The organism is Brevinema andersonii, assembly GCF_900112165.1.
GTDB lineage: Bacteria > Spirochaetota > Brevinematia > Brevinematales > Brevinemataceae > Brevinema > Brevinema andersonii.
The window spans coordinates 1-20,865 of the sequence record NZ_FOKY01000019.1 but is presented as its reverse complement, the minus strand read 5'-3'; the positions used below and the strand labels follow the sequence as shown (position 1 = coordinate 20,865).

Sequence of the window (20,865 nt, the reverse complement as noted above, 5' to 3'; positions counted from 1 at the left end):
TGTCAAAGGACGTTATCCTGATACCTCTTCTTGGTTTGCCATTTTATAAAGAATAGGTTATAGAATAGCCAGAATACTAGATATCCTTATAGAATGTAAACATCCCTCCCCAAATATTTTATAGGGAGGAATGCAGCATTAAGGATGATGAATCCTTAAAAGCCTACGGGAAGAATTGGGGGCTCTCTTCATGGGTTTATTCTAACAATTCATCTTTTCTCTTTCTACTTCCTTCCCCTGAAAACAATAGTATAAAAAAACTTGACAAATTTTAATTTTTATTTTCAAAAACTGCAAAACTAAATGTTATATGACAAAAAGTCTCAAACTAAACTTTACATGACAACTGCGTACATAAACAGCCGATCAACCGTATTTTCTAAACCTATTTTTTCAAAAACAATAAATTATTCAGTGCCAAATTCTTATCTTGTGCAATATATTTCAATGTTTTAGATTTCTCGAGCATTGTACATAACCCAATCCTATAAATAGGAGCGTAGGACAAATACATATTTTTAATTTCGCACTGTCACTGTTTACTCTGATGGGAACATTATATAAACCTTAGAATAATAAAAATTCAAAATATACCGCAGACCCAGCAAATTTTGCAACTGTTCATGAAAACACCATAAATTTGCTGTTTCAAGCGGCTTTTTACGTTCTCCGACGGCCTCAAATACACCCAAGTACCAGTCAGACATTGTATTAGATAATGAAGTGTTATTCATACGACAATAATATAATGCTGCATTAAGCCAATATACTGTTTTTACCTTCGAAAGATAAGACATCACAAACGACCAATCTTCACAAAATAATCGGTCAATGAAACCAGGATTATATTTTTTAATAATAGAAGTCGGATAAAAGATTAATACTGCATTAGTAGCATGTATAAAGAAACAGATCATAAACATTTAGTTCTTGGGAATCAAGAAATTTGATATTTTGATATAAGTACATACATATAATCCAAAATCCTATTCTCTGCAAAATGAATTCCTTTGAAATAAACACCATCTGATTCAAAATAAATCATTTTTTTGATACATAGTTCTATGATTATAGGAGAAATATAATCATCAGAGTCCAAAAAAAGACAAAATTCCCCTTTCATCAGATTAATACCAGTATTTCTGGCAGTACTTAAACCTTGATTTTCTTGAGTTAAAATAACAAATTTATCAGGATATTTTTGTTTATATTCCTGTAGAATCTCCAAAGAATTACCTACAGAACCATCATTAATGCAAATGATTTCTATATTGTTATACGTCTGATTTATCAAACTATTTAGATATTCTTTGAAGCGTTTTTTCCACATTATAAACAGGTACTACCACACTTACTAAATCATCCCTTACCATTGAATTCCTCCATTCTTTTTGAACAAATCATAAAAAATAGAGAAAATAGGAACCTTAAAGTTAGAATCACATTTTTTTTATAACCATGGCAAAATGTACTATAGTCATACAGTCGATAACGGGCAGCTGCTAAAAGATTCAAACACAGTGTTCTATATGGTTCCGGTTTGTTTTTATTACAGTAAATTTTTATTCGCTACGGATCTAAAATAATCATATTATTCGCAACGATTCTCTCATAAAACTCACAATCAAAATCCGTAAAATCCAAGTATGTTTTCGGAAATTCCATATTAGGATACTTTTTTCAAGGCTTCTATAAAAATATATTGTTCAGGAGGATACTGGTGCCTTTGATCATACAAATCCGGTGCTCTTCCATGATAGGTATTAGCACAAACCAATATTGCAAAAATTCCGACTCCTGAAGTAATGAGATATCCCATAAAAGCTTGATATCTTCCGTCAAGCCAAAAGCAAGCCAATCACTGATATGATATGGTAAGGAAGAATAACAGTGCCATCGGTAATATACTTTTTAGAAAAAAAGAAGTAACAATAACACTATTTTTAAAAAATATATATTTTTCATCACGTTCAGGAAATTGCTGATAATACGAAAGAAATTTTTTCGATTGGAAAAGAAGATACGATCTCAATTTCATACAATAAGGACGAGTTACTTTTTTTAATCCCGCTTGAGTCGACACTAATGGACGTAATAGATTATTGACATACCCGTAACTCCCTATAAAACCTCCAGGACCCAAAGAATATATTACATATCACATAAATGATCAATACAAGCCGTATTAGATACTTACCAAGTTGTTAAAATAATTTCCGATTGGGGGAAAAAGACGTAAAGAATTAATGCATTTGATAGTACTGAACTCATCAAAATATCCTTGAACTACAAAAGAAATATCTTGAATCTTCATTCTGATATCCTACAATAATATGAAATATAAATAACATTGTGACAAAAGAGAAATTGAATAGTCCAATTCAATAAATTATTTGGTACTGATTTTATTAATAATGAAATCAGTACCAAATAAACAATTAAAATATTTTCTATCTGATTCCCAATTCTTTCTTAATTGCTTTATTGAATTTTATTTTTGTTGATGCTTTTACTTTTTTCATTTCTTCTTGAGTCCATAACTGGAGTTTTTGTTGTTTTAATTCTTGCTCTGTATAATCTTTAATTTGGGAGGCAGACAATCCTAAAGAAATCAAACGTGCAGAATGTTTAGCATAATATTCATCAATTTCTTGCTTTGTTGGAACAATAGCTTGCGGATTTTTTTGAATTTGCTTTTCCAGCCAAATTTGAGCTGCAGCTTGACGGAAGAATTCCTGCATTAAATAATCTAATTCATCAGAATTCAATAAATCTTTATAGGACAAGGCAAATATCATACTCTGATCAACATAAGTATCAATATAGCGTTGACGAATTTTCTGTCTATCTTCTTTGGATACTTTATTACCTTTAAGGCTCTCATCCAAAACTTTCAATCCGTATGCAATTCCTTGCTTCGGAAATTTAAGATCATTAACTTCAAAAAACCAATCATTATCATCATCTAATGAAAACCATGCTTGAATGTACTGTTCTAAAACTTCGCGTGCTACTGTATTTTTTTGAGCAAAAGCCAGAGAAAACCCAGCTAACACAATGCCTAATATAATATATATTTTTTTCATAACATTACCTCTAAAATTATGGGATATTATAATATATTTTTCAAAAAAAGCAATATATCCTCTGCTTAAAATATAAAAAACAAATCACACAACAGTGATTAAATTTGATTTTTAAGCATCAATCTGTTATAATTTCAAGTCTTTGAAATTGAGGTAGGATTGCATGACATTAAAAAGCTGGCAAATCAAAATGTTTATTACTCTAGGTTTTGTTGCATTATTCACAGGGATAGCTCTTACAAAATTAATTGTTACTTTTAATAATCTCAAGGATGTTGAACAGTTGGATGCTTATTCCCACTACTCTGTTCCTACAAAAATTCTAGATATTAAAGGCCGGTTCATTACAGAATATTTTTTAGAAAAAAGAAATATTATTTCCTTTAATGACCTACCTCACGATTTGATCCGAGCCATCATTGCAACCGAAGACAACCGTTTTTACCAACATGGTGGCGTAAACGTAGCTGCTATGATCCAAGGAGTAGTTTTTGACCCGCTTCGGGGACGCAGAGCAAGAGGAGGATCCGGGTTAACCCAACAGCTTGCTAAGTTATTATTCACAGATAGTTCGCGGTCTATCCAAAGAAAATTAATAGAACTCTGGTATGCTCTTCAAATAGAAAAAAAATACTCAAAAGAAGAAATTCTTGAATTATATTTCAATTTGATATACTTTGGGCACGGACAATATGGCATAGAGGCAGCATCAAAATTTTATTTTGACAAGCCTGCTAAATTATTAACTCTAGCAGAAGCTAGTTTTTTAGCGGGATTACCTCAAGCTCCTTCAAGATATTCACCAATAAATAATTACAAATCAGCTCAAGAAAGACATAAAATTGTTCTTAATTCTATGGTCAATAGTGGTTATATTTCACAAGTTGAGGCTGACCAGATTTTTAAGGATTTTTGGATTAATTATGATGCTTCTTTTACAGCTGCAACCAGAAATATTCAACAAAAAGAAACAGAAGTTGCTGGTTTTTTTACAGAATATGTTCGGCAGCAACTTCTTGAACGTTATGGAGAAGAACTATTATATAAAGGAGGATTGGAAGTTCATACAACATTAAATTTAGACTATCAAAAAGCAGCAAATATTGAATTTGAAAAAGCATTGTCAAATGAACAAGAAATCTATTCGGGACATTACGCTCGAAATTCCTCAACATTGAAAAAAAACTATGAAGATATTATCGATCTATTAGGATTAAGCTTCGGATTAGACAGTTTTTCATTCAGCGATACCCGGACAGAAAAAATTGTAAGTTCTATGGTATCCAGTGATCAAGACTTAATTTCACTTGCTTCATTTATTCTGGGTATGGATACAATCAACATGAAAATCGATAACTTAAATAATTCAAAACATTTAGTAGCCCGGAAAGAAGATTCCGTAGAAGGCGCATTGGTATCAATAGATCCCTATACAGGCTATATTAATGCTATGATAGGAGGTCGCCATTATAGTGTAGCTAACCAATTCAACAGGGCAACACAAGCCCGTAGGCAAATGGGCTCTACATTTAAGCCTTTGCTTTATGCTATCGCTCTGGACAACAAAATCATTACCCCTTCAGAAATTTTTGTTGATGAAATTTTATCCTACAAATTACCTAATGGTAATATTTGGGTTCCAAGAAACTATAACGGTACCTATCAAGGTCCGATGACAGCAAGGCGTGCCCTAAGATTGAGTGTCAATATTATTGCCATTCAAATTTGGGAAAGAATGATTAAATTATTAGGGTATGATTTTATTTTAAATCAGTTATCATTATTTTTCGGAACATCTTCAGACAGTTTAACAAAACGTATTCATAATGAATTAGCAACAGCATTAGGAACAGGTACAGCTAGTCCTTTAGAGATGGCTCAAGCTTTCGGTGTCATTGCTAATGGTGGCATGTCCGTTGAGCCGATTGCTATTCTTAAAGTTTATGATCGTAATGGGCAACTTATTGACGATTTTAAGGTTACACATGATTCTAGACCCAAAGTCCGCATTATTTCAGAAGGCACGGCTAAAATTATGCAAAGCTTGCTTCATGACATAATGCAAAGGGGAACCGCTGCAGGAGCTGCAATGCGTGCTGGCTATAATACGAGTAGCTCAGGAGGAAAAACAGGTACAACGTCTAACTGGACTGATAGTTGGTTTGCGGGTATTACTTCTAATTTATCTACAGTAATTTGGATAGGTTTGGATGATTCTCGTAAAGCTCTTGGTAAAAGCCGTTCTAGTGCTGTAACAGCAGCTCCAATCTGGATGAATTATATGAAAAAAGTAAATTCTTTGACCCCCGTTTCTAATTTACCTTTTCAACAGTCGACAGAAGGTTTAAAGACAGCATTTGTTTCATCATACACTGGCTTGTTGGCAACTGCACAGGATACAGAAGGTTATACTGAATATTTTTTACCTGGTACTGAACCCCAGACTTATAGTGATGCAGAAACAATTGCTCGAATTCAAGCACAAATGGCCCAAAAAGATAATTATGAAGTTTCCGGTGAAACTGTTGATTTAACAACTCATACAAATAACTCTAATCCTTATACCCTAGATCAATCCGTTAATTCGGATGAATTAGATCTTTCTTTTGATTTATCAAGTGGCCTTTAGTATCTTTACAAATAGAGGATACAATGAAAACAATGATTAATAACTTTCTATTAAAAAAAAAATAAAAAAATATGGATTAGGACTGGCTTTAGGTGGGGGAGATGTTCGTGGTTTTTTCCATATTGGTGTTCTTCAAGCTCTAGAAGAAAAGAAAATCCCTATTTCTTTTATTGCGGGAGTTAGCATAGGTTCTCTATTAGGTAGCATTTACGCTATGGGCTATTCTGCAGATGAAATCCTCGATATTATCGAAAATAAAACTCAATTTTTTCAATTATTAACTACTTTTAATCTTAATCTTCTTCCTAAAACAGGAATTTTCAGTGGCACAAAGATCGCTGATGAAATTAATACATTAGCAGGAAATAGAACTATTGAAGAATTGAATATTCCTTTTATATGCAGAGCAGCAGATATCCTGCATTTCAAAGAAGTTGTTTTTACTCAAGGAAATATAGGACTTGCCGTGAAAGCTAGCTGTTCTATTCCCGGTTTTTTTTCTGCAGTAGAATACAATCACCATATTCTTGTAGACGGCAGCGTATTAGGCCCTGTCCCTATCCAATTAATAAGAAAACATTTTCACGGTCCAGTATTAGCTTCAAATTTAATTGCTTACGATTCACTGGACGATGAACATGCGCATAAAGTCAATCGATCCATCAAGGGAGATTTATTGAGTAGAATCTTACCTATAGCAGATCCTGTTATTAAATCTTTTCTTCTCATTCAATCAAGAATTACCGCTCTAGAGTACCAAATGACACCTCCAGATATCTCCGTGCAATTTTCTGGGACATATCACCCTACACTTTCAAATATGCAAAAAATTAAGTACAAACTTATTAATGATGGGTACCAAGCAGCTATTTCCACATTAGAAAAAACAGGTTTCTAAGATGACAACACTTGTAATAGGAGGCCTGCCTCAAACATTGGAAATTATAAATTACATTCAATCATTCCACAAAGTTGTTAGCTGTTATTCGCCTTACTTCACTCAATGGCCGGCAGCAGATTTTACATTTGGTCTTCGGTACGATCGAATTGATCAAATTCCTTGGAAATTTTTTGATTTTTATATCGATTGTTCTGGTTCGGTACACAGTATAAACATATGCTTAGAACAAGCCACTTTAAATAAAAAACCTTGTTTTGCATTTGATGCATTGTCACAACAAATGTACTTTCAACAGGCATCAGATTCGATTAAACTCGATTATTTCAAACGCATTCCTCTTTTCAAGCAAAATTTTGAATTTAGTAACTCTTTATTTTCATATCTTAACCCTGATACAATACCTCATAGTTTTGCAATAAATCAGCAACATATCACAAAAATTCCAGAAAAACGAACACAAAATTTTTATAGTTCAGGAATTCAATGTGACCTGGTTGCCACAGCATGCTCGGAAGATACGAGTGCTGTTGCACCCTCGGAAGAGCGTAATTTGGATCTTCTAGAACTAGGCAATTCTATCAATCAAAGTGGATATGCAAAATTGGTTCGCGTATCAAAATTTTTTTCTGAATTTTGCGTTGGAAATAAAAAAATGATGATTTACAGACAAGGAAGATTGACATTAAATCCATGTCTAGATGCTGAAGAAATCTATTTTCATTATTTATTTTTCGTAGGTGCTTGACGAATATAAGATTCATAAGTATCTTTAATACACAACAATCGGAGGTACTCATGGATATCGCAACACGAAAAAAATTATGGAATATTTTTTATGCAGAAATTTTAGCGGATATTTTAATTACCGGTCAAATTGTATCCCCTTCGCTGAAAAAATTCATAGCAGATCAAGATATTAATAACATCTATGCTACTTTGTTAATGGACTTAAAAACATTTTTCGACAAAGCAGACATGAAACATGTTTATAACTTTTTCAATACAATTATGGATGAAACTTTATCTCAAGAAAAAATTTTTCATTTAATGAATAGCATAGCTTAAATCCTTGAAAAAACCTCGCCCATATGTTATACTAACATATATTATATGGTGAGGTTTTTATGCGTCGAAACATCGCGATTATACTTTCCGCAGGCTCAGGCATCAGGATGCAAGCTCAGAAACCTAAACAATTTCTTATTATTAATAAAAAAACAATTTTAGAACATACTATTTCGATATTCGATAAATGTCCGCTTATTGACGAGATTTTACTCGTTATCCGCCTGGAAGATCATTCAGAAATCAAAAATATTCTAGCCAACGTTCAATTAAATAAACAATATCATATAACTTTTGGCGGTCAAGAACGATATCATTCTACTCTGTCTGCTTTAAATTTTTACAAAGAACGAACAAATATTAACATGATTATTCATGATGCGGCACGTCCATTACTTGCGCCAAGCACGTTAGAACAGTGTATTAAAAGCTTATTGCACTATTCTGCTGTAGCAGTTGGTACCCCAAGTACAGATACATTATTTAAAGTGGATGGCTCTATAATTCAAGATATACCCAATCGTCAAGATTTCTGGCATGCACAAACACCACAATGCTTTCATATCGAAGTATTGGAACAAGCTTTTAATAAAGCTCTACAAGATAAAAATTTCCGACCGACAGACGATTGCTCTGTCATAAAAACATACTGTCCGGAAATTCCAATCTTTTTAATTGAAGGGCTTCATTCCAATATAAAAATCACCCATCGTAACGATCTACTCACTGCAGAAATTTTATTAAACAATAATTAGGAGTGTGTTATGTATTTACATTTACAACACTTAGCAGATTCTTTTCAGATAAGAGGAGAAAAAATCTACTCTCGAATGTTTAATGGTGAACGTTTTGTTTCTATCAGTTACCGCCAACTTTATGATTCTATCCTTAAGATTGCACAGTTCTTACAAAAGAAGAAAAACATCAAACAAAAAGATAAAATTGTTATTATTTCAGAAAATCGTCCTGAATGGATTATGTCGTATTTAGGAGTGGTATACAATGGATTGATCGCTGTTCCGTTAGATGCCTTGCTCACCCCGGATGAAATTCAAAATTTAATCAGCGATTCCGAAGCATCAACAGTATTTATTTCGGCAGCAATTTTCACTAAACTCAAAGATAATCCAAAAATCATGAATCAAGTTAAAGAATGGATCATTTTTGATAAAGAATCTTCTTTATCAAAATGCAAAGGTACAATTAATTTTTTGCAAGACATTATAGAAATACCTATTTCTGCATGGCAGAAACAGGAAGTGCAACCAACAGATATTGCTTCTTTAATATATACTTCAGGCACTACAGGTCACGCTAAAGCAGTGGTCTTAACACATAAAAATTTCATTCATCAAGTTAATAATTTATGTATATCTGCAGAACTTACAGAAAATGATATTGAATTCAGTATTTTACCGTTGCATCATACCTTAGAATTTTCTGTTGAAATGACGGTACTTGGAACTGGTGCAGCCATTACCTATGCAGAGTCTATCAAACCCAACCGGCTTATCGCTGCTATCAAAGAAACTCAAGTTACCATTATGATAGGAATTCCAGCACTATATAAAAAAATCTTAGATGGCATCAGGAAAAATATCCATGAATTAAAATTTCCGTTTAACTTTGCCATTAACATATTATACAAGACTTCTGAATTATTTTATGGCATGACAGGATCACACAAAGTCGGAGAAAAGTTATTTCGGTTTCTCAGAAAAAAAGCTGGATTCGATACTGTACGCTTTATGATTTCAGGCGCAGCCCCCTTATCTGAACAGACTGCAAAAGGATTTGCTATTTTAGGCTTCAATCTTGGAAACGGTTATGGGCTTACGGAAGCCTCACCTGTCGTTTCTGTCAACCCTCCAAGTGGACCTATTTTTAATCAATCGGTTGGGATTGCAGTTCCACATGTTTCTTGGAAAATTATCGACGCTAATAATGAAGGGATCGGCGAAATTTGCGTAAAAGGCGATAATGTTATGCAAGGATATTACAACAACCCCGAAGCAACACGTGCTGCATTCACAGAAGATAATTGGCTGAAAACTGGCGATATGGGATTTATTAAAACTCATGCCAATAAAGCATACTTATATATTGCAGGCCGATATAAAAATATTATTGTAACCAGCGGAGGAAAAAATGTTTACCCCGAAGAAATTGAAGAATTAATTAATAGTGACCCATACATATTGGAATCGCTGGTATTAGGAGTGCCTCAAAGCGCTAATGATCTGGCAGAAACTGTATGTGCATTGATAGTACTAGATTCTATATATCTGGAATCCAATCAAATAAGTGAACCCACCGAAATACATGCCCATATTGACCAACATATCCGGGAAATTAACAAAAAATTACATATGTATCAAATGATTAGAGGATATGAAATACGAACTGAAGAACTTATTAAAAATTCTACACGCAAAGTTAAAAGATTTGAATATAAGGGAAAAGATTTTCGGCATTTGCTTCAACAAAAATATTAATTATTCATTTTTATTGATAGAGAATGCAAAATAAATTTGACAAATTTATTATTTTACTATATAATAAATAGTCTAGGGGAGCTTAAGCTGAGAGGAAGCTGTTTTGCTTCGACCCTTAACCTGATTTGGGTAATGCCAACGTAGGGAAAGAAATTAAATATACAACGGGAATACCAATCATGGTTTCCCGTTTTTATTTTGCTGAAAATACAATAAGTTTTAGGAGAAATTTTTATGTTTGATCAAATCCTCGAGAATATAAAAATAAAATCACCATTAATCCATAATATTACTAACTATGTGACAGTCAATGACTGTGCTAATATCTTAATTGCGTGTGGAGCATCACCTATTATGTCTGATGCTATTGAAGAAGTCTCCGAAATTACAAAAATCTGTGCAGGCCTCAATATTAACATTGGCACACTTAATGCACATACAATTGAAGCAATGATTTCAGCTGGTAAAATAGCTAATCAACTATATCATCCTGTTGTTCTTGACCCTGTTGGCATAGGAGCTTCAAAATTTCGAACTGATACTGTTAATATTCTATTGAAAGAAATTTCATTTTCTATTATTCGAGGCAATATATCAGAAATAAAAAATTTGGCTTTAGGCACCACTACAACAAAAGGAGTAGATGCCAATTCGGCAGATACTATTAATATGGACAATATCAACAGTATTCTTGATTTTGCACAACTTCTATCACAAAATACTGGTGCTGTTATTATCATTACGGGAGCTATTGATATCGTAGCAGGTAAAGAAAAAGCTTATATTATCAAAAATGGCCACCCTATGATGTCAAAGATAACAGGATCTGGTTGTATGTTATCTGCAATGACTACAGCTTATGCGGCAGCTAATGCCGATAACATCCTAGAAGCTGCTGCTGCCAGTGTATGCGCAATGGGCATTTGCGGAGAAAAAGCTTACCATACTATGAAAAAAAACAACAATGGAAATTCCAGTTACCGTAATTATCTTATTGATGAAATTTACAATCTTACTGGAAAAGCTCTGAAAGACGAGGCAAATTATGAAATTAGATAGCCAATCTTTACTGTTGTATGCTGTAACAGACCGTACTTGGAACAAAAACAATAGTTTATCAGAACAAGTAGAAAAATGCTTAAAAGGAGGTGTTACATTACTACAGTTACGTGAAAAACACCTCGATTATGAGACCTTTTTATCAGAAGCACAAAATATCAAAAAATTATGCAAAAAATATCGAATACCATTCATTATCAATGACAATGTTGATATTGCTATTGCTTGTAATGCAGATGGAATCCATGTAGGACAGGAAGATACACCTGCTGATATTATAAGATCAAAAATAGGAAACAAAATATTAGGAGTTTCTGTGAAAACTGTTGAAGAAGCATTGTTAGCAGAAAAAAACGGAGCTGATTATTTAGGTGTAGGAGCAGTATTCCCAACATCTGTCAAACCTGATGCCATAATTATTACCTATTCAACTTTAAAAGATATCTGTCAAGCAGTATCGATTCCTGTAGTTGCCATTGGGGGAATTTCTGCTAACAATATCCGTCAACTAAAAGGCACAGGAATCGATGGTGTAGCTGTTGTTGCTGGTATTTTCGGGCAGCCGGATATTACAAAAGCTACCCGTAACATGCTTAAATTGACCCAGGAAATAGTAATTGGAGGAAATTCATGATAAAAACAGTATTGACTATCGCAGGATCTGACTGCAGCGGTGGTGCAGGCATTCAAGCTGATATCAAAACTATAACAGCTCACAAAATGTATGCCATGAGCGCCATAACAGCCCTAACAGCTCAAAATACAACAGGAGTTTATGATATATACCCTATCACTGCTGATTTTGTTGCATTACAACTGGATTGTATTTTCAAAGATATTCCACCAGATGCTGTTAAAATAGGTATGGTCCAAAGCAATGAAATTATTGATATTATTGTCACAAAGCTTAAGGAATATAATGCAAAAAATATTGTTATTGATCCTGTCATAACCTCAACAAGCGGCAGTTCTTTATTATGCAGCCAAGCTATAGAGACTATTATTAAAACTTTGCTTCCTATCGCTAATATCATAACCCCAAATATTGCCGAAACAGAAACACTAGCTCAGTTGCCTGTTAAAAATGAAAATGATATGATCTTAGCTGCTAAAAAAATATCTGCACTGACATCTTCTCCTATTTTGATTAAAGGAGGACATTTAAAAAATAAAGCTGATGATTTATTATATATTGATGGAAATTATTATTGGTATCGCTCCGAAAAAATCAATAATCCAAACACTCATGGAACAGGGTGCACACTATCAACTGCTATTGCCTGCAATCTAGCAAAAAACATGTCTCTACAACAAAGTATAGAAAATGCTAAAAATTATATCACAGGTGCATTAAAATCTGGACTAAATATTGGAAAAGGCCTTGGACCATTAAATCACGTTTATTCTATTAATATAGAATAAACGTGATATTTGTCATTCTATATCTATTATCATTTTTCCTGATGCTATTTTACTTTTATTGAAAAATATAGAATTATTTTATAGAACAAAAAAATAGAAACAAAACAAAGGAGGGGACTATTGCAGATGGAGCGTGCATACAGGCGATGGCTCAAAGAAGAGCCTACTTGTTCAGAGAACTTCAATAAACCCCCAATCGGGTATTAAACATTGGAGTAAAAAATTCATATTGACAATTTGCCTATCGTAGTATATAATTACTAAGTTCTCAACTTAAAAACTAGCCATATCTTATAAATTTAAACAAGGATAAGGTATGTATCCTAAAATTTCTATTATTATTCCCGTATATAATACCGAAGAATTTCTTGAAGAATGCATTCATTCGTGTATTAATCAAACACTTCACGATATTGAAATTATTATTATTAATGATAATTCTCCTGGAAATTGTAGAGAAATTGTAAAAAAGTTTCAACAGCTTGATTCTCGTATTAAATTTATTGATTTACCAAAAAATATGGGAACACTTAATACTAGAATACAAGGTTACAAAATAGCACAAGGAGAATTTATTCAAAATGTAGATTCTGATGATTCCCTAAAACCTGAAGCTTGTCAAATCATCTACCATAAACTCACCGAATTTCAAGCTGATATCTGCCATATAAATCCCCATTTATACCTTCATCCTGACAAATCACAAAAAGCTTATAATAAAATCTTCACACCACAAAAATGCTCTTTAACACAAAAAAAATGGATAGAAAAACTTTTAACAAAAAAACTTGATAATTGTATGTGTTTTTACATCATCAAAAGATCTTTAATTAATAACCTCATCCCTATGCTTCCTGAAAATCAACATATTATTCTTTATGAAGATTTACTACAAATTTTTTCTCTTGCTTTCAGTATCTCCGTTAATAAAATCATTTCTATACCAGATCAATTATACTGGTACCGATGCAATGTGGGAATTATGTCAAAAACACTGGATATAGAATTATTCAAAAAAAAAATTGCAAATACGATACAGGTTACATCTACAATTATTAATATTTTCAACAAAAACATTATAGAATCGAGTCCAGAAACAAGTCAAAAACTACATCAATATTTATTTGAAATATCCGTTGCCTATTTCAACATATATTTCTCGATGAATAAAGAAGAACAAATACAAATACAACAATATATCATAAAACACGGCCTACAGAATGAATTTATCTATTGGCTGACTGAAATAAACAATAATGAAAGCTTAATATCTGATACAGCTACCCTCTCCATTAATGAAAAAAGAATAATAAAATTATACCGTTCTATCAAAAACATGATATGCTCATCTTTACCAAACAAAAATATAGTAATAAAAATAATCAGAAAAAAATTTTTACTATAAGCAAATATATCAGAAACAAAACATAGGAGATTAAGATGGGGTCACTCAAAGTACTGCATAGAATCTATTTTGGATTTGACAACAAACAGGATATTTATTTGGATTATTTGGAAACATGGAAAAAAGAATTACCCAATTATCAAATAAAATACTGGAATACAGAAAATCTTCCTATGGATCTTAACGAGTATACTCAAGCTCTTTTCAAAGAAAAAGACCATGCATTTTTAAGCGATTATTTTCGTTGGTGGATCCTTCGTGAATATGGTGGTATTTATCTCGACGGCGATATAGAAGTAATAAACGGCAAAAAATTTAATCAGCTGGTAGAAGAACTAGAGGCTTCTCAGGAATATGACGCTTTCATAGGGCTTGAATTTAAAACTCAAGGATATACAGCACATTCAATGGCCAGCAAAAAGAACTCTGAATTAACCAACTTTATGTGTAAAGTTTACGAAAATATGGGAGTATTACGGCACTGGCGCAGGAAAAAATGGTTTGTTGCTCCACTTCTTGTTGATTTATATTTTTATGAAAAGGGCATTGCTCAAGAAAATTTGGGATTTATTGAGACTGACCAGCCAGTTATAGAAGGCCATGTCAAAATTTATCCTGTTGATTATTTTTCACCTGTGGTATCCTACTGTGCAAATTCCATCAACAATTTTCAAGCATACTCTTCAAACACTTGTATATGTCATCATTTTGTAGGATCGTGGACTCTTGATCTGAAAATCCAAAAAAAACGAAACATCTATTTTAAAGATTATCTCGAAGCACAAACTAAAAAAAAACCTAAAATCATACGTATTTTTTCAAAAATTATTCAATTCACTATCAAAACCTTAAAGTCTATTCCACAAAAAATAAAAACACTATGGGAAATTTGAGATGAATATTACTCTTATTGTTTTGTATGTAATAATTTCTCTTTATTTATCAAAACTTTACAAAAAAAAACTGTTATCATACTAACATATTTCTCTTCTTTTGTATTATGTTGTTATCTCTCTAACTCTACTCTTTCTATAGTAGGTGGCAGCTTCTTTTTCCCTAAAATACTATATTTCATTTTTCCTATATGTTTTGATCCAATATTTAATACTTTCAATAATTTGTTTAATTATTTTTTCTACTATTATGCAGAAGTTCGATAAGTTTCCTAGATTTTCTTTTATGAAACAAAAATATTCTACCGAAAGAGTTTTTTATTACCCTTTGTATCAAGCTTATCTATTGGATTTTATGTTATCCAGGAAACGTCTCTTACGATAGCTGGCTCACCTTGGTTATGATTTAGAATAACAAAATAAGTAATACCCATACAATATTGTACACGATAATTCAAAAATTTCTTTTTCAAATTTGGAATTCTCCTGCTATTATTAGTTTTATTCAAGTAACATCTTTTGCTGCTATTTACAGCCTATGGATTACTTTTTTTATGGAATTGGAATTTCTTCCAAAATTCTATTGCCAGTTTTTATTTTATTCTATGCCCGCCTACCAACGGCACCACAATCGTTACACTATGAAAAGATATTCTTTATACTCAAAGTTTAATGTTTATTTCTTATATTTTTCTGCTGCTTTTCACGGATCAACACAAACAAAAAAATGTTTATTACCGTTTATTTCAAGCACCACCCAAGCAGTGCTTATTTCTTCCGGCACAACGGAATAATTGTTATTGCTTTGGGTCTTTTCATTCTGTTTATCTATTCCATTATTCAAAAATCTTGGAAAATTTTTACTATCTGTTAAGAGAAGTTTGATTTGGCACTATTATAAGTTTAGTTTGGCACCCGAACGAAACTAAACGTTGACTAACTTAAGAGACTATTTTAGAACAAAAACCGCAGACATCTGAGACCTGAAGAACCTGAATCTTGCCTGAACACCCCATAACCTTATTAAACTTAGATATGGGGCGTTTCTTAATTCAAGTTTAATTTTCAACCCTGCAACATGAAAAAATTTCTCTTCAAAAGCATTGCAGAAAGTTTTAAATTCTTTTTTTATCGTGTTTCACAGCTGTTTTATCACTGTTTTAAGACTAAGAACAGAGCCGGAGACCTTCGGACATTTAAAAATTTTGTTTAAAATTGGTCCAAACCTGGGATATTTTCTCTAAATACTTGTGTTTCTTATCTTTAGAATGATAGTTATAATGGAGCCAAGGAGCCTCATATTCTGAGCTTTCCGAAGAATTCCATATCAAAGAACGGTGGATCCGCACTATTATCAGCATCATGCTGCATCATCACAAGAAGCCATGTATATAAGTAATTCCTATATACGCGGCATTCATGGAAGATATCCGCATTAAGCGGCTTTTTTATGCTAAAAAATTGTTGTTTTTTACCTGAAAATCCTCTCTTTTTAGATAACAAACAAAATTCAAATCTTGAATTTAATTAGTTCTAAACGTTTTTTTGACGTTTGGAGAGCTATTTTTTAAATGTCCGCATTTAGGATTACCGGACAAGTTTTGTATGGACTTGAAATCCTTATTTTTCCAGTACTAAACTAGAATTTAATCAAAATTTAATTATTAAATCCCCGATGTCCTCACAGACATGCTTGTTTTTGACCCTAAAAGCTTGTTTTATCTGTACTTGTTCGAGTGACATTTTACACTTTGCATGACACCCTGAATATTTAGTACGTCATATCGATAAGGAATGGAACAGAAGAAGCCAAGCCCTGCCTAAACTGACAGAAATATTACAAAAACACTCTGAGGCTTGGTTACAATTGGATCAGTATAAGAAGCGAAGAATATTGTGTTGTCTAAGAAATATTTTACGAATATTGACGGGGAACCTTGGATGGCAGTGGTGGAATATGTCTACGAAAAGTCGGCGCCGCCTGTCCTGATAACTTTATATCCGGTTAATGGTATGGAAAAATTAAAAGAATTAAGAACGGGGATGCTTTTAAAATAAAAGAAGAATCCAATCAGGATCTGCATTCGGATCTAATTTATTCATACGGGATAGAAGATGCCATCTGGTTACTGCTAGCATGTATCTAAAATCATACTTAGCCTTACGATTAGGATCCTTATTTAACCAATAATCACTATATGGTGATACCGTAGCCCCTTTAAACTGCCAGTAACTGTATGGTTTATCAGGCCATTCATCTTCATTAACTTTAATGATCGCTATGCCTTTATTGACTAGTTTCAGAATAGCAATTCTTGGGTATCCTATCTCTTTTTATGTTAGGGTTGGAATGAGACTCTATATATGCATAAAATGCAGAATTTTCATTGATGTCTTCCAAATATTTCATCCTGTCAATCATTCCCGAATATTTTCTAAATCTAACGCCGGTAAAATCTCATGTCGACCCCATTACTATTCTCACTTCTATCAAAGAAACACGTTTGTCCGTTATTCTACCTAGAATGTTAAAAATCGATCCCCAACCAGGCAGTTCTATTCTACTCTGCACCTCTTTTAATTTATAAAGATGCGGACCCTTATAGCATGAAATCACGACCGTCTTACCATGAAATTTTCTCAGATTATCAAAAATCTGGATGTCTATCTACTGCTTGCATCGTCTGTCTGCGCTTGCTCAGTCTCTAGCGCAGAACAGCCCGATAAAAAAAATACTAAAAAAGTAAATATTGATCTAAAAATCATTTATTTCTTTATAATATAAATAATTATAAAGAAAAAAGATGCATGAGTTACCACACAAGAAAAGAATTTTCTTTAAAGTCTCAAATTAAACTTCGCATGACACTATCCCATTAATGGGCGTTTTAATATAGGTGACTTTTATATATGCTGTTTTATTTCAGGATTTTCAATTCTCAAAAGACTTAGAAGCAAATAAATCTAGCCCTATTCTCATTCCCATTAATCGGCATATCTTTATAGACAAAAAAATTCCTTACATCCGGAAATTAAGGAATTAACTTCATCTTTACGGGAAGACCTATGGAGAACAAGTCAATTCAACAATATGGTTTATTTTTATATTCAAAGAATCCCACAATAAAGAAAATGCTCTGTGCTCCGAACAAATTACAGAAAAAATTGCCGATAATAAAACTTTTTTCAAGCATTATATACAATTATGGACCAATTCATCTGCGATTCATTTAAGAAATAGCTTGAACCTCATAGATATCATGTGGAATCGAACTCCCTATCCGTTTTATGGATTAAGTCCTGTTACTTTTAAGAAATCACCCGGATGTCCACAAGAAAGGCTATTTCCCCTACTAATGCAGCCTCTCTACTATGCTGCAAATACTTCTTACAGACTGACTCCTCTATGGGCTACAACAATTATATTACCTTTTGCTTTAACTTACGAATTCTTGTACGGGGACAAAAGAAAATTAATTATTTACTTTCCATGGTTTGCTGATGTCATAAGTTTGTTTTTATTTTCTCTGTCATTAGATTTTCGTTATTTTTGGATAGGAGTTTGGATGTTACCAATCAGTTTATTTCTAATTATAACAGAACTTAGAAAAAATTAATAATAAGCTTGTATTCTTCTTAAAAATATAGTATAATATAAGAATATCTAACAAATATCCCTAGTAAGGAGCTCCCAATGAAAAAAGCTATTTTTCTTATGGTATCGCTAGCTTGCAGTGTAAGCAATACCAGCAAATTATTTGCCCAATCAAAATCACCCAAATTCTTAGGAGGATGGGTTACTTATGAACAACAATTAGGAGGCCTTGATAACCAATTTATTACTTATGGTGGTGTAACTTTGGGAACAACAGTATTTGGAATTATGTTAGGCTTAGGTATGTATGGTACTTATCCTTTCACAGAAACAAAACACTATTACGACAGAGATTTTCGGAATTTATATGGCGGTTTTATTGTTGGCTACAAAACACCTTGGAAGATTGTAGGTGCTCGGATTTCTGTACTTTTAGGAGCTGGTTCTATTCATGGATTTACTTCAAAACAAGATTCTGAAAATGCCTCTTTTCATTTTGTTATTTCACCTACTCTAAATATTGATTTCCATATTTTTAAAACTTTAGTCTTAAGTGTCGGGCTTACTTACCGCTATTTTACAGGGTACAATGAGTATAAATTTAATGTTAACGATCTGAATAATGCTTTCGCAGCAAATTTTAGTGTAGGGTGGGTCTATTAAAGATACATTCTATTGTTTTGTATGTTTTGTAAATTTTTCTTGATTTCTGTACATTTTATTAGCTACTATAAGGTAAAAATAAAAGGAAAATTTATGAAAAATATCTTAGAGAAATTATTTAATACACCGTGTGATATGACAAAATCTGAGCTTGCATATCTTATTGAAAATATTAATGACACTGAATTACAAGATATTATAAGCTTCGCAGACCAACAAAGACAAAAATATTTTCAAAAAAGAGTGTATATGAGAGCTCTTATTGAATTCAGTAGTTTTTGTGCACAAAATTGTCTTTATTGTGGAATACGTGCTCAAAATCGTAATGCTGAAAGATATCGATTAAGTCTTCAACAAATATTAGAATGTTGTGAATTAGCCTATAATTTAGATTATAGAACATTTGTACTGCAATCTGGAGAAGATTTTACCTATTCCACTGATGATATTTGTCATATGGTACGTACAATAAAGAATAAATTTCCTGATTGTGCAATTACATTATCGATTGGAGAAAAAACTTATGAAGAATATCTTGCTTATTACCAAGCAGGAGCTGATCGTTATCTCTTACGCCACGAAGCCGCATCACGCAGACTTTATGAATATATTCACCCACCGCAAATGTCTTACGATAATAGGCAGCAATGTTTATACAATCTTAAAGAAATTGGATATCAAACAGGTGCAGGATTTATGGTTGGACTGCCAACTCAAACAGCAGAGGATCTTGCAGAAGATATTCTCTTTATTAGAGAACTACAACCTCATATGGTTGGTATTGGACCATTTATTCATCATAAAGATACACCATTTAAAGATGAAAAAAGCGGAAGTTTACGTCAGACATTACTGATGATAGCTCTTACTCGTATTACATTGCCACAAGCTTTACTTCCTGCAACAACTGCATTAGGATCGCTGGATATTGTAGGACGTGAAAAAGGATTGGCGGCTGGTGCAAATGTTGTTATGCCTAACGTTTCGCCTAAAGATGTCAGAGCAAAATATTTACTTTATGACGGCAAAATATGTACAGGAGATGAAGATGCAGAGTGCCGTATGTGTATAGCTGGAAAAATGACAATGTGGGGATTCACACCTGATCTGCAAAGGGGAGATCATCCTACGAAAATACCATCTAATCTCACCTTTGAGAATCAGCAAGAACTTATATAAAATATACTTGACAAAATCCCACAAATATATATAATAGATAAATTTACAGAAAGATCCTATGTTAAAAAATCTATTAACACTTATTATCACTTTCTTGAATTCATACTGACTAATCTCATTAATATAGCATATTGAATTAATCAGTATGCTTTTTATTTATAAGGACGACTTATGAAAGCAAAGCTAGTTGTCATGAGAAGTTTGATTTGAGACTTTAAAGAAAATTCCTTTTCCTAAGCGGCAGGCTTACGCACCTGCTCTAGGAAAGAAAGTCCCTCCCCTGAGCATTGGTTAGGGATTGTTTATAAAGAGATATTTCTTTACTCCCTGTTTTTGTATTTTTCATATAACATACTTGAGGACAGCCCAGATGGCGGCTTTATCCTTGTGCTCGGGATTGTCGGCTAAAAATTTATCTATTCCCTCTTCGATATTTTTGTCTTCATAAGAAATATATTTCGAAAGGAGATGCT

General features: G+C 32.7%; 19 protein-coding genes and 1 riboswitch. Of the genes, 15 read left to right on the top strand and 4 right to left on the bottom strand.

Annotation, left to right across the window (positions count from 1 at the left end; genetic code table 11):
- Window positions 1–539: 539 nt before the first annotated feature.
- The 4 genes from BM018_RS06480 to BM018_RS06465 form a co-directional block, all read right to left on the bottom strand.
- Window positions 540–917, bottom strand: a complete 378-nt coding sequence (locus tag BM018_RS06480) for a hypothetical protein (RefSeq protein ID WP_143280449.1) — start codon at window positions 915–917, stop codon at window positions 540–542.
- Between the two features lie 20 nt (window positions 918–937).
- Entirely contained in the window at window positions 938–1,330 is a 393-nt protein-coding gene (locus tag BM018_RS06475) for a glycosyltransferase family 2 protein (protein ID WP_092319823.1), read from the bottom strand.
- Window positions 1,331–1,858: 528 nt separating this feature from the next.
- Entirely contained in the window at window positions 1,859–2,143 is a 285-nt protein-coding gene (locus tag BM018_RS08325; protein WP_159428220.1) for a WavE lipopolysaccharide synthesis family protein, read from the bottom strand.
- Between the two features lie 307 nt (window positions 2,144–2,450).
- The gene (locus tag BM018_RS06465; RefSeq protein ID WP_092319819.1) at window positions 2,451–3,086 is read right to left on the bottom strand and encodes a hypothetical protein; all 636 of its coding nucleotides are present in this window, start codon (window positions 3,084–3,086) and stop codon (window positions 2,451–2,453) included.
- A gap of 163 nt (window positions 3,087–3,249) precedes the next feature.
- Here BM018_RS06465 and BM018_RS06460 point away from each other — a divergent pair, with 163 nt between their 5' ends.
- From BM018_RS06460 to hydE, 15 genes are all read left to right on the top strand, one after another.
- A complete protein-coding gene (locus BM018_RS06460; protein ID WP_092319817.1) occupies window positions 3,250–5,715 on the top strand; it encodes a penicillin-binding protein 1A in 2,466 nt (821 codons plus the stop codon).
- A 49-nt stretch (window positions 5,716–5,764) separates the two neighbouring features.
- Window positions 5,765–6,613 carry a patatin-like phospholipase family protein gene (locus BM018_RS06455; protein ID WP_092319815.1) on the top strand — a complete coding sequence of 283 codons (849 nt, stop codon included), beginning with the start codon at window positions 5,765–5,767 and terminating at the stop codon, window positions 6,611–6,613.
- A gap of 1 nt (window position 6,614) precedes the next feature.
- Entirely contained in the window at window positions 6,615–7,361 is a 747-nt protein-coding gene (locus tag BM018_RS06450; protein WP_092319813.1) for a hypothetical protein, read from the top strand.
- 50 nt (window positions 7,362–7,411) lie between these two features.
- Window positions 7,412–7,681, top strand: a complete 270-nt coding sequence (locus BM018_RS06445; RefSeq protein WP_092319811.1) for a hypothetical protein — start codon at window positions 7,412–7,414, stop codon at window positions 7,679–7,681.
- 59 nt (window positions 7,682–7,740) lie between these two features.
- The gene (gene ispD, locus BM018_RS06440) at window positions 7,741–8,436 is read left to right on the top strand and encodes a 2-C-methyl-D-erythritol 4-phosphate cytidylyltransferase (protein WP_092319809.1); all 696 of its coding nucleotides are present in this window, start codon (window positions 7,741–7,743) and stop codon (window positions 8,434–8,436) included.
- A 9-nt stretch (window positions 8,437–8,445) separates the two neighbouring features.
- Window positions 8,446–10,176 carry an AMP-dependent synthetase/ligase gene (locus BM018_RS06435; RefSeq protein WP_092319807.1) on the top strand — a complete coding sequence of 577 codons (1,731 nt, stop codon included), beginning with the start codon at window positions 8,446–8,448 and terminating at the stop codon, window positions 10,174–10,176.
- A gap of 64 nt (window positions 10,177–10,240) precedes the next feature.
- Window positions 10,241–10,341: riboswitch (TPP riboswitch) on the top strand.
- A gap of 69 nt (window positions 10,342–10,410) precedes the next feature.
- The gene (thiM, locus tag BM018_RS06430; protein WP_092319805.1) at window positions 10,411–11,235 is read left to right on the top strand and encodes a hydroxyethylthiazole kinase; all 825 of its coding nucleotides are present in this window, start codon (window positions 10,411–10,413) and stop codon (window positions 11,233–11,235) included.
- Window positions 11,222–11,869 carry a thiamine phosphate synthase gene (thiE, locus tag BM018_RS06425; protein WP_092319803.1) on the top strand — a complete coding sequence of 216 codons (648 nt, stop codon included), beginning with the start codon at window positions 11,222–11,224 and terminating at the stop codon, window positions 11,867–11,869. Before thiM ends, thiE begins: the two co-directional genes overlap by 14 nt.
- Complete coding sequence (thiD, locus tag BM018_RS06420; RefSeq protein WP_092319801.1) at window positions 11,866–12,657, top strand: bifunctional hydroxymethylpyrimidine kinase/phosphomethylpyrimidine kinase; 792 nt, start codon at window positions 11,866–11,868, stop codon at window positions 12,655–12,657. Before thiE ends, thiD begins: the two co-directional genes overlap by 4 nt.
- 316 nt (window positions 12,658–12,973) lie before the next feature.
- On the top strand, window positions 12,974–14,062 hold the full coding sequence (locus tag BM018_RS06415) for a glycosyltransferase family 2 protein (protein ID WP_092319799.1): 1,089 nt from the start codon (window positions 12,974–12,976) through the stop codon (window positions 14,060–14,062).
- 35 nt (window positions 14,063–14,097) lie between these two features.
- Window positions 14,098–14,955, top strand: a complete 858-nt coding sequence (locus tag BM018_RS06410) for a glycosyltransferase family 32 protein (protein ID WP_092319797.1) — start codon at window positions 14,098–14,100, stop codon at window positions 14,953–14,955.
- Window positions 14,956–16,851: 1,896 nt separating this feature from the next.
- Complete coding sequence (locus BM018_RS07875; protein WP_159428219.1) at window positions 16,852–17,013, top strand: hypothetical protein; 162 nt, start codon at window positions 16,852–16,854, stop codon at window positions 17,011–17,013.
- Window positions 17,014–18,197: 1,184 nt separating this feature from the next.
- Window positions 18,198–18,572, top strand: a complete 375-nt coding sequence (locus BM018_RS06400) for a hypothetical protein (RefSeq protein WP_092319793.1) — start codon at window positions 18,198–18,200, stop codon at window positions 18,570–18,572.
- Window positions 18,573–18,649: 77 nt separating this feature from the next.
- Window positions 18,650–19,213, top strand: a complete 564-nt coding sequence (locus BM018_RS06395) for a hypothetical protein (RefSeq protein WP_092319791.1) — start codon at window positions 18,650–18,652, stop codon at window positions 19,211–19,213.
- A 93-nt stretch (window positions 19,214–19,306) separates the two neighbouring features.
- Window positions 19,307–20,392 carry a [FeFe] hydrogenase H-cluster radical SAM maturase HydE gene (gene hydE / locus BM018_RS06390; RefSeq protein ID WP_092319789.1) on the top strand — a complete coding sequence of 362 codons (1,086 nt, stop codon included), beginning with the start codon at window positions 19,307–19,309 and terminating at the stop codon, window positions 20,390–20,392.
- Window positions 20,393–20,865: the final 473 nt, after the last annotated feature.

Coding starts and splice junctions, on each gene's coding strand:
- BM018_RS06450 (WP_092319813.1), top strand. CDS start 6,615: ATGACAACACTTGTAATAGGAGGCCTGCCTCAAACATTGGAAATTATA.
- BM018_RS06435 (WP_092319807.1), top strand. CDS start 8,446: ATGTATTTACATTTACAACACTTAGCAGATTCTTTTCAGATAAGAGGA.
- ispD (WP_092319809.1), top strand. CDS start 7,741: ATGCGTCGAAACATCGCGATTATACTTTCCGCAGGCTCAGGCATCAGG.
- BM018_RS06460 (WP_092319817.1), top strand. CDS start 3,250: ATGACATTAAAAAGCTGGCAAATCAAAATGTTTATTACTCTAGGTTTT.
- BM018_RS06445 (WP_092319811.1), top strand. CDS start 7,412: ATGGATATCGCAACACGAAAAAAATTATGGAATATTTTTTATGCAGAA.
- BM018_RS06465 (WP_092319819.1), bottom strand. CDS start 3,086: ATGAAAAAAATATATATTATATTAGGCATTGTGTTAGCTGGGTTTTCT.
- thiD (WP_092319801.1), top strand. CDS start 11,866: ATGATAAAAACAGTATTGACTATCGCAGGATCTGACTGCAGCGGTGGT.
- BM018_RS06480 (WP_143280449.1), bottom strand. CDS start 917: ATGATCTGTTTCTTTATACATGCTACTAATGCAGTATTAATCTTTTAT.
- BM018_RS06475 (WP_092319823.1), bottom strand. CDS start 1,330: ATGTGGAAAAAACGCTTCAAAGAATATCTAAATAGTTTGATAAATCAG.
- hydE (WP_092319789.1), top strand. CDS start 19,307: ATGAAAAATATCTTAGAGAAATTATTTAATACACCGTGTGATATGACA.
- BM018_RS06410 (WP_092319797.1), top strand. CDS start 14,098: ATGGGGTCACTCAAAGTACTGCATAGAATCTATTTTGGATTTGACAAC.
- BM018_RS06415 (WP_092319799.1), top strand. CDS start 12,974: ATGTATCCTAAAATTTCTATTATTATTCCCGTATATAATACCGAAGAA.
- thiE (WP_092319803.1), top strand. CDS start 11,222: ATGAAATTAGATAGCCAATCTTTACTGTTGTATGCTGTAACAGACCGT.
- thiM (WP_092319805.1), top strand. CDS start 10,411: ATGTTTGATCAAATCCTCGAGAATATAAAAATAAAATCACCATTAATC.
- BM018_RS06395 (WP_092319791.1), top strand. CDS start 18,650: ATGAAAAAAGCTATTTTTCTTATGGTATCGCTAGCTTGCAGTGTAAGC.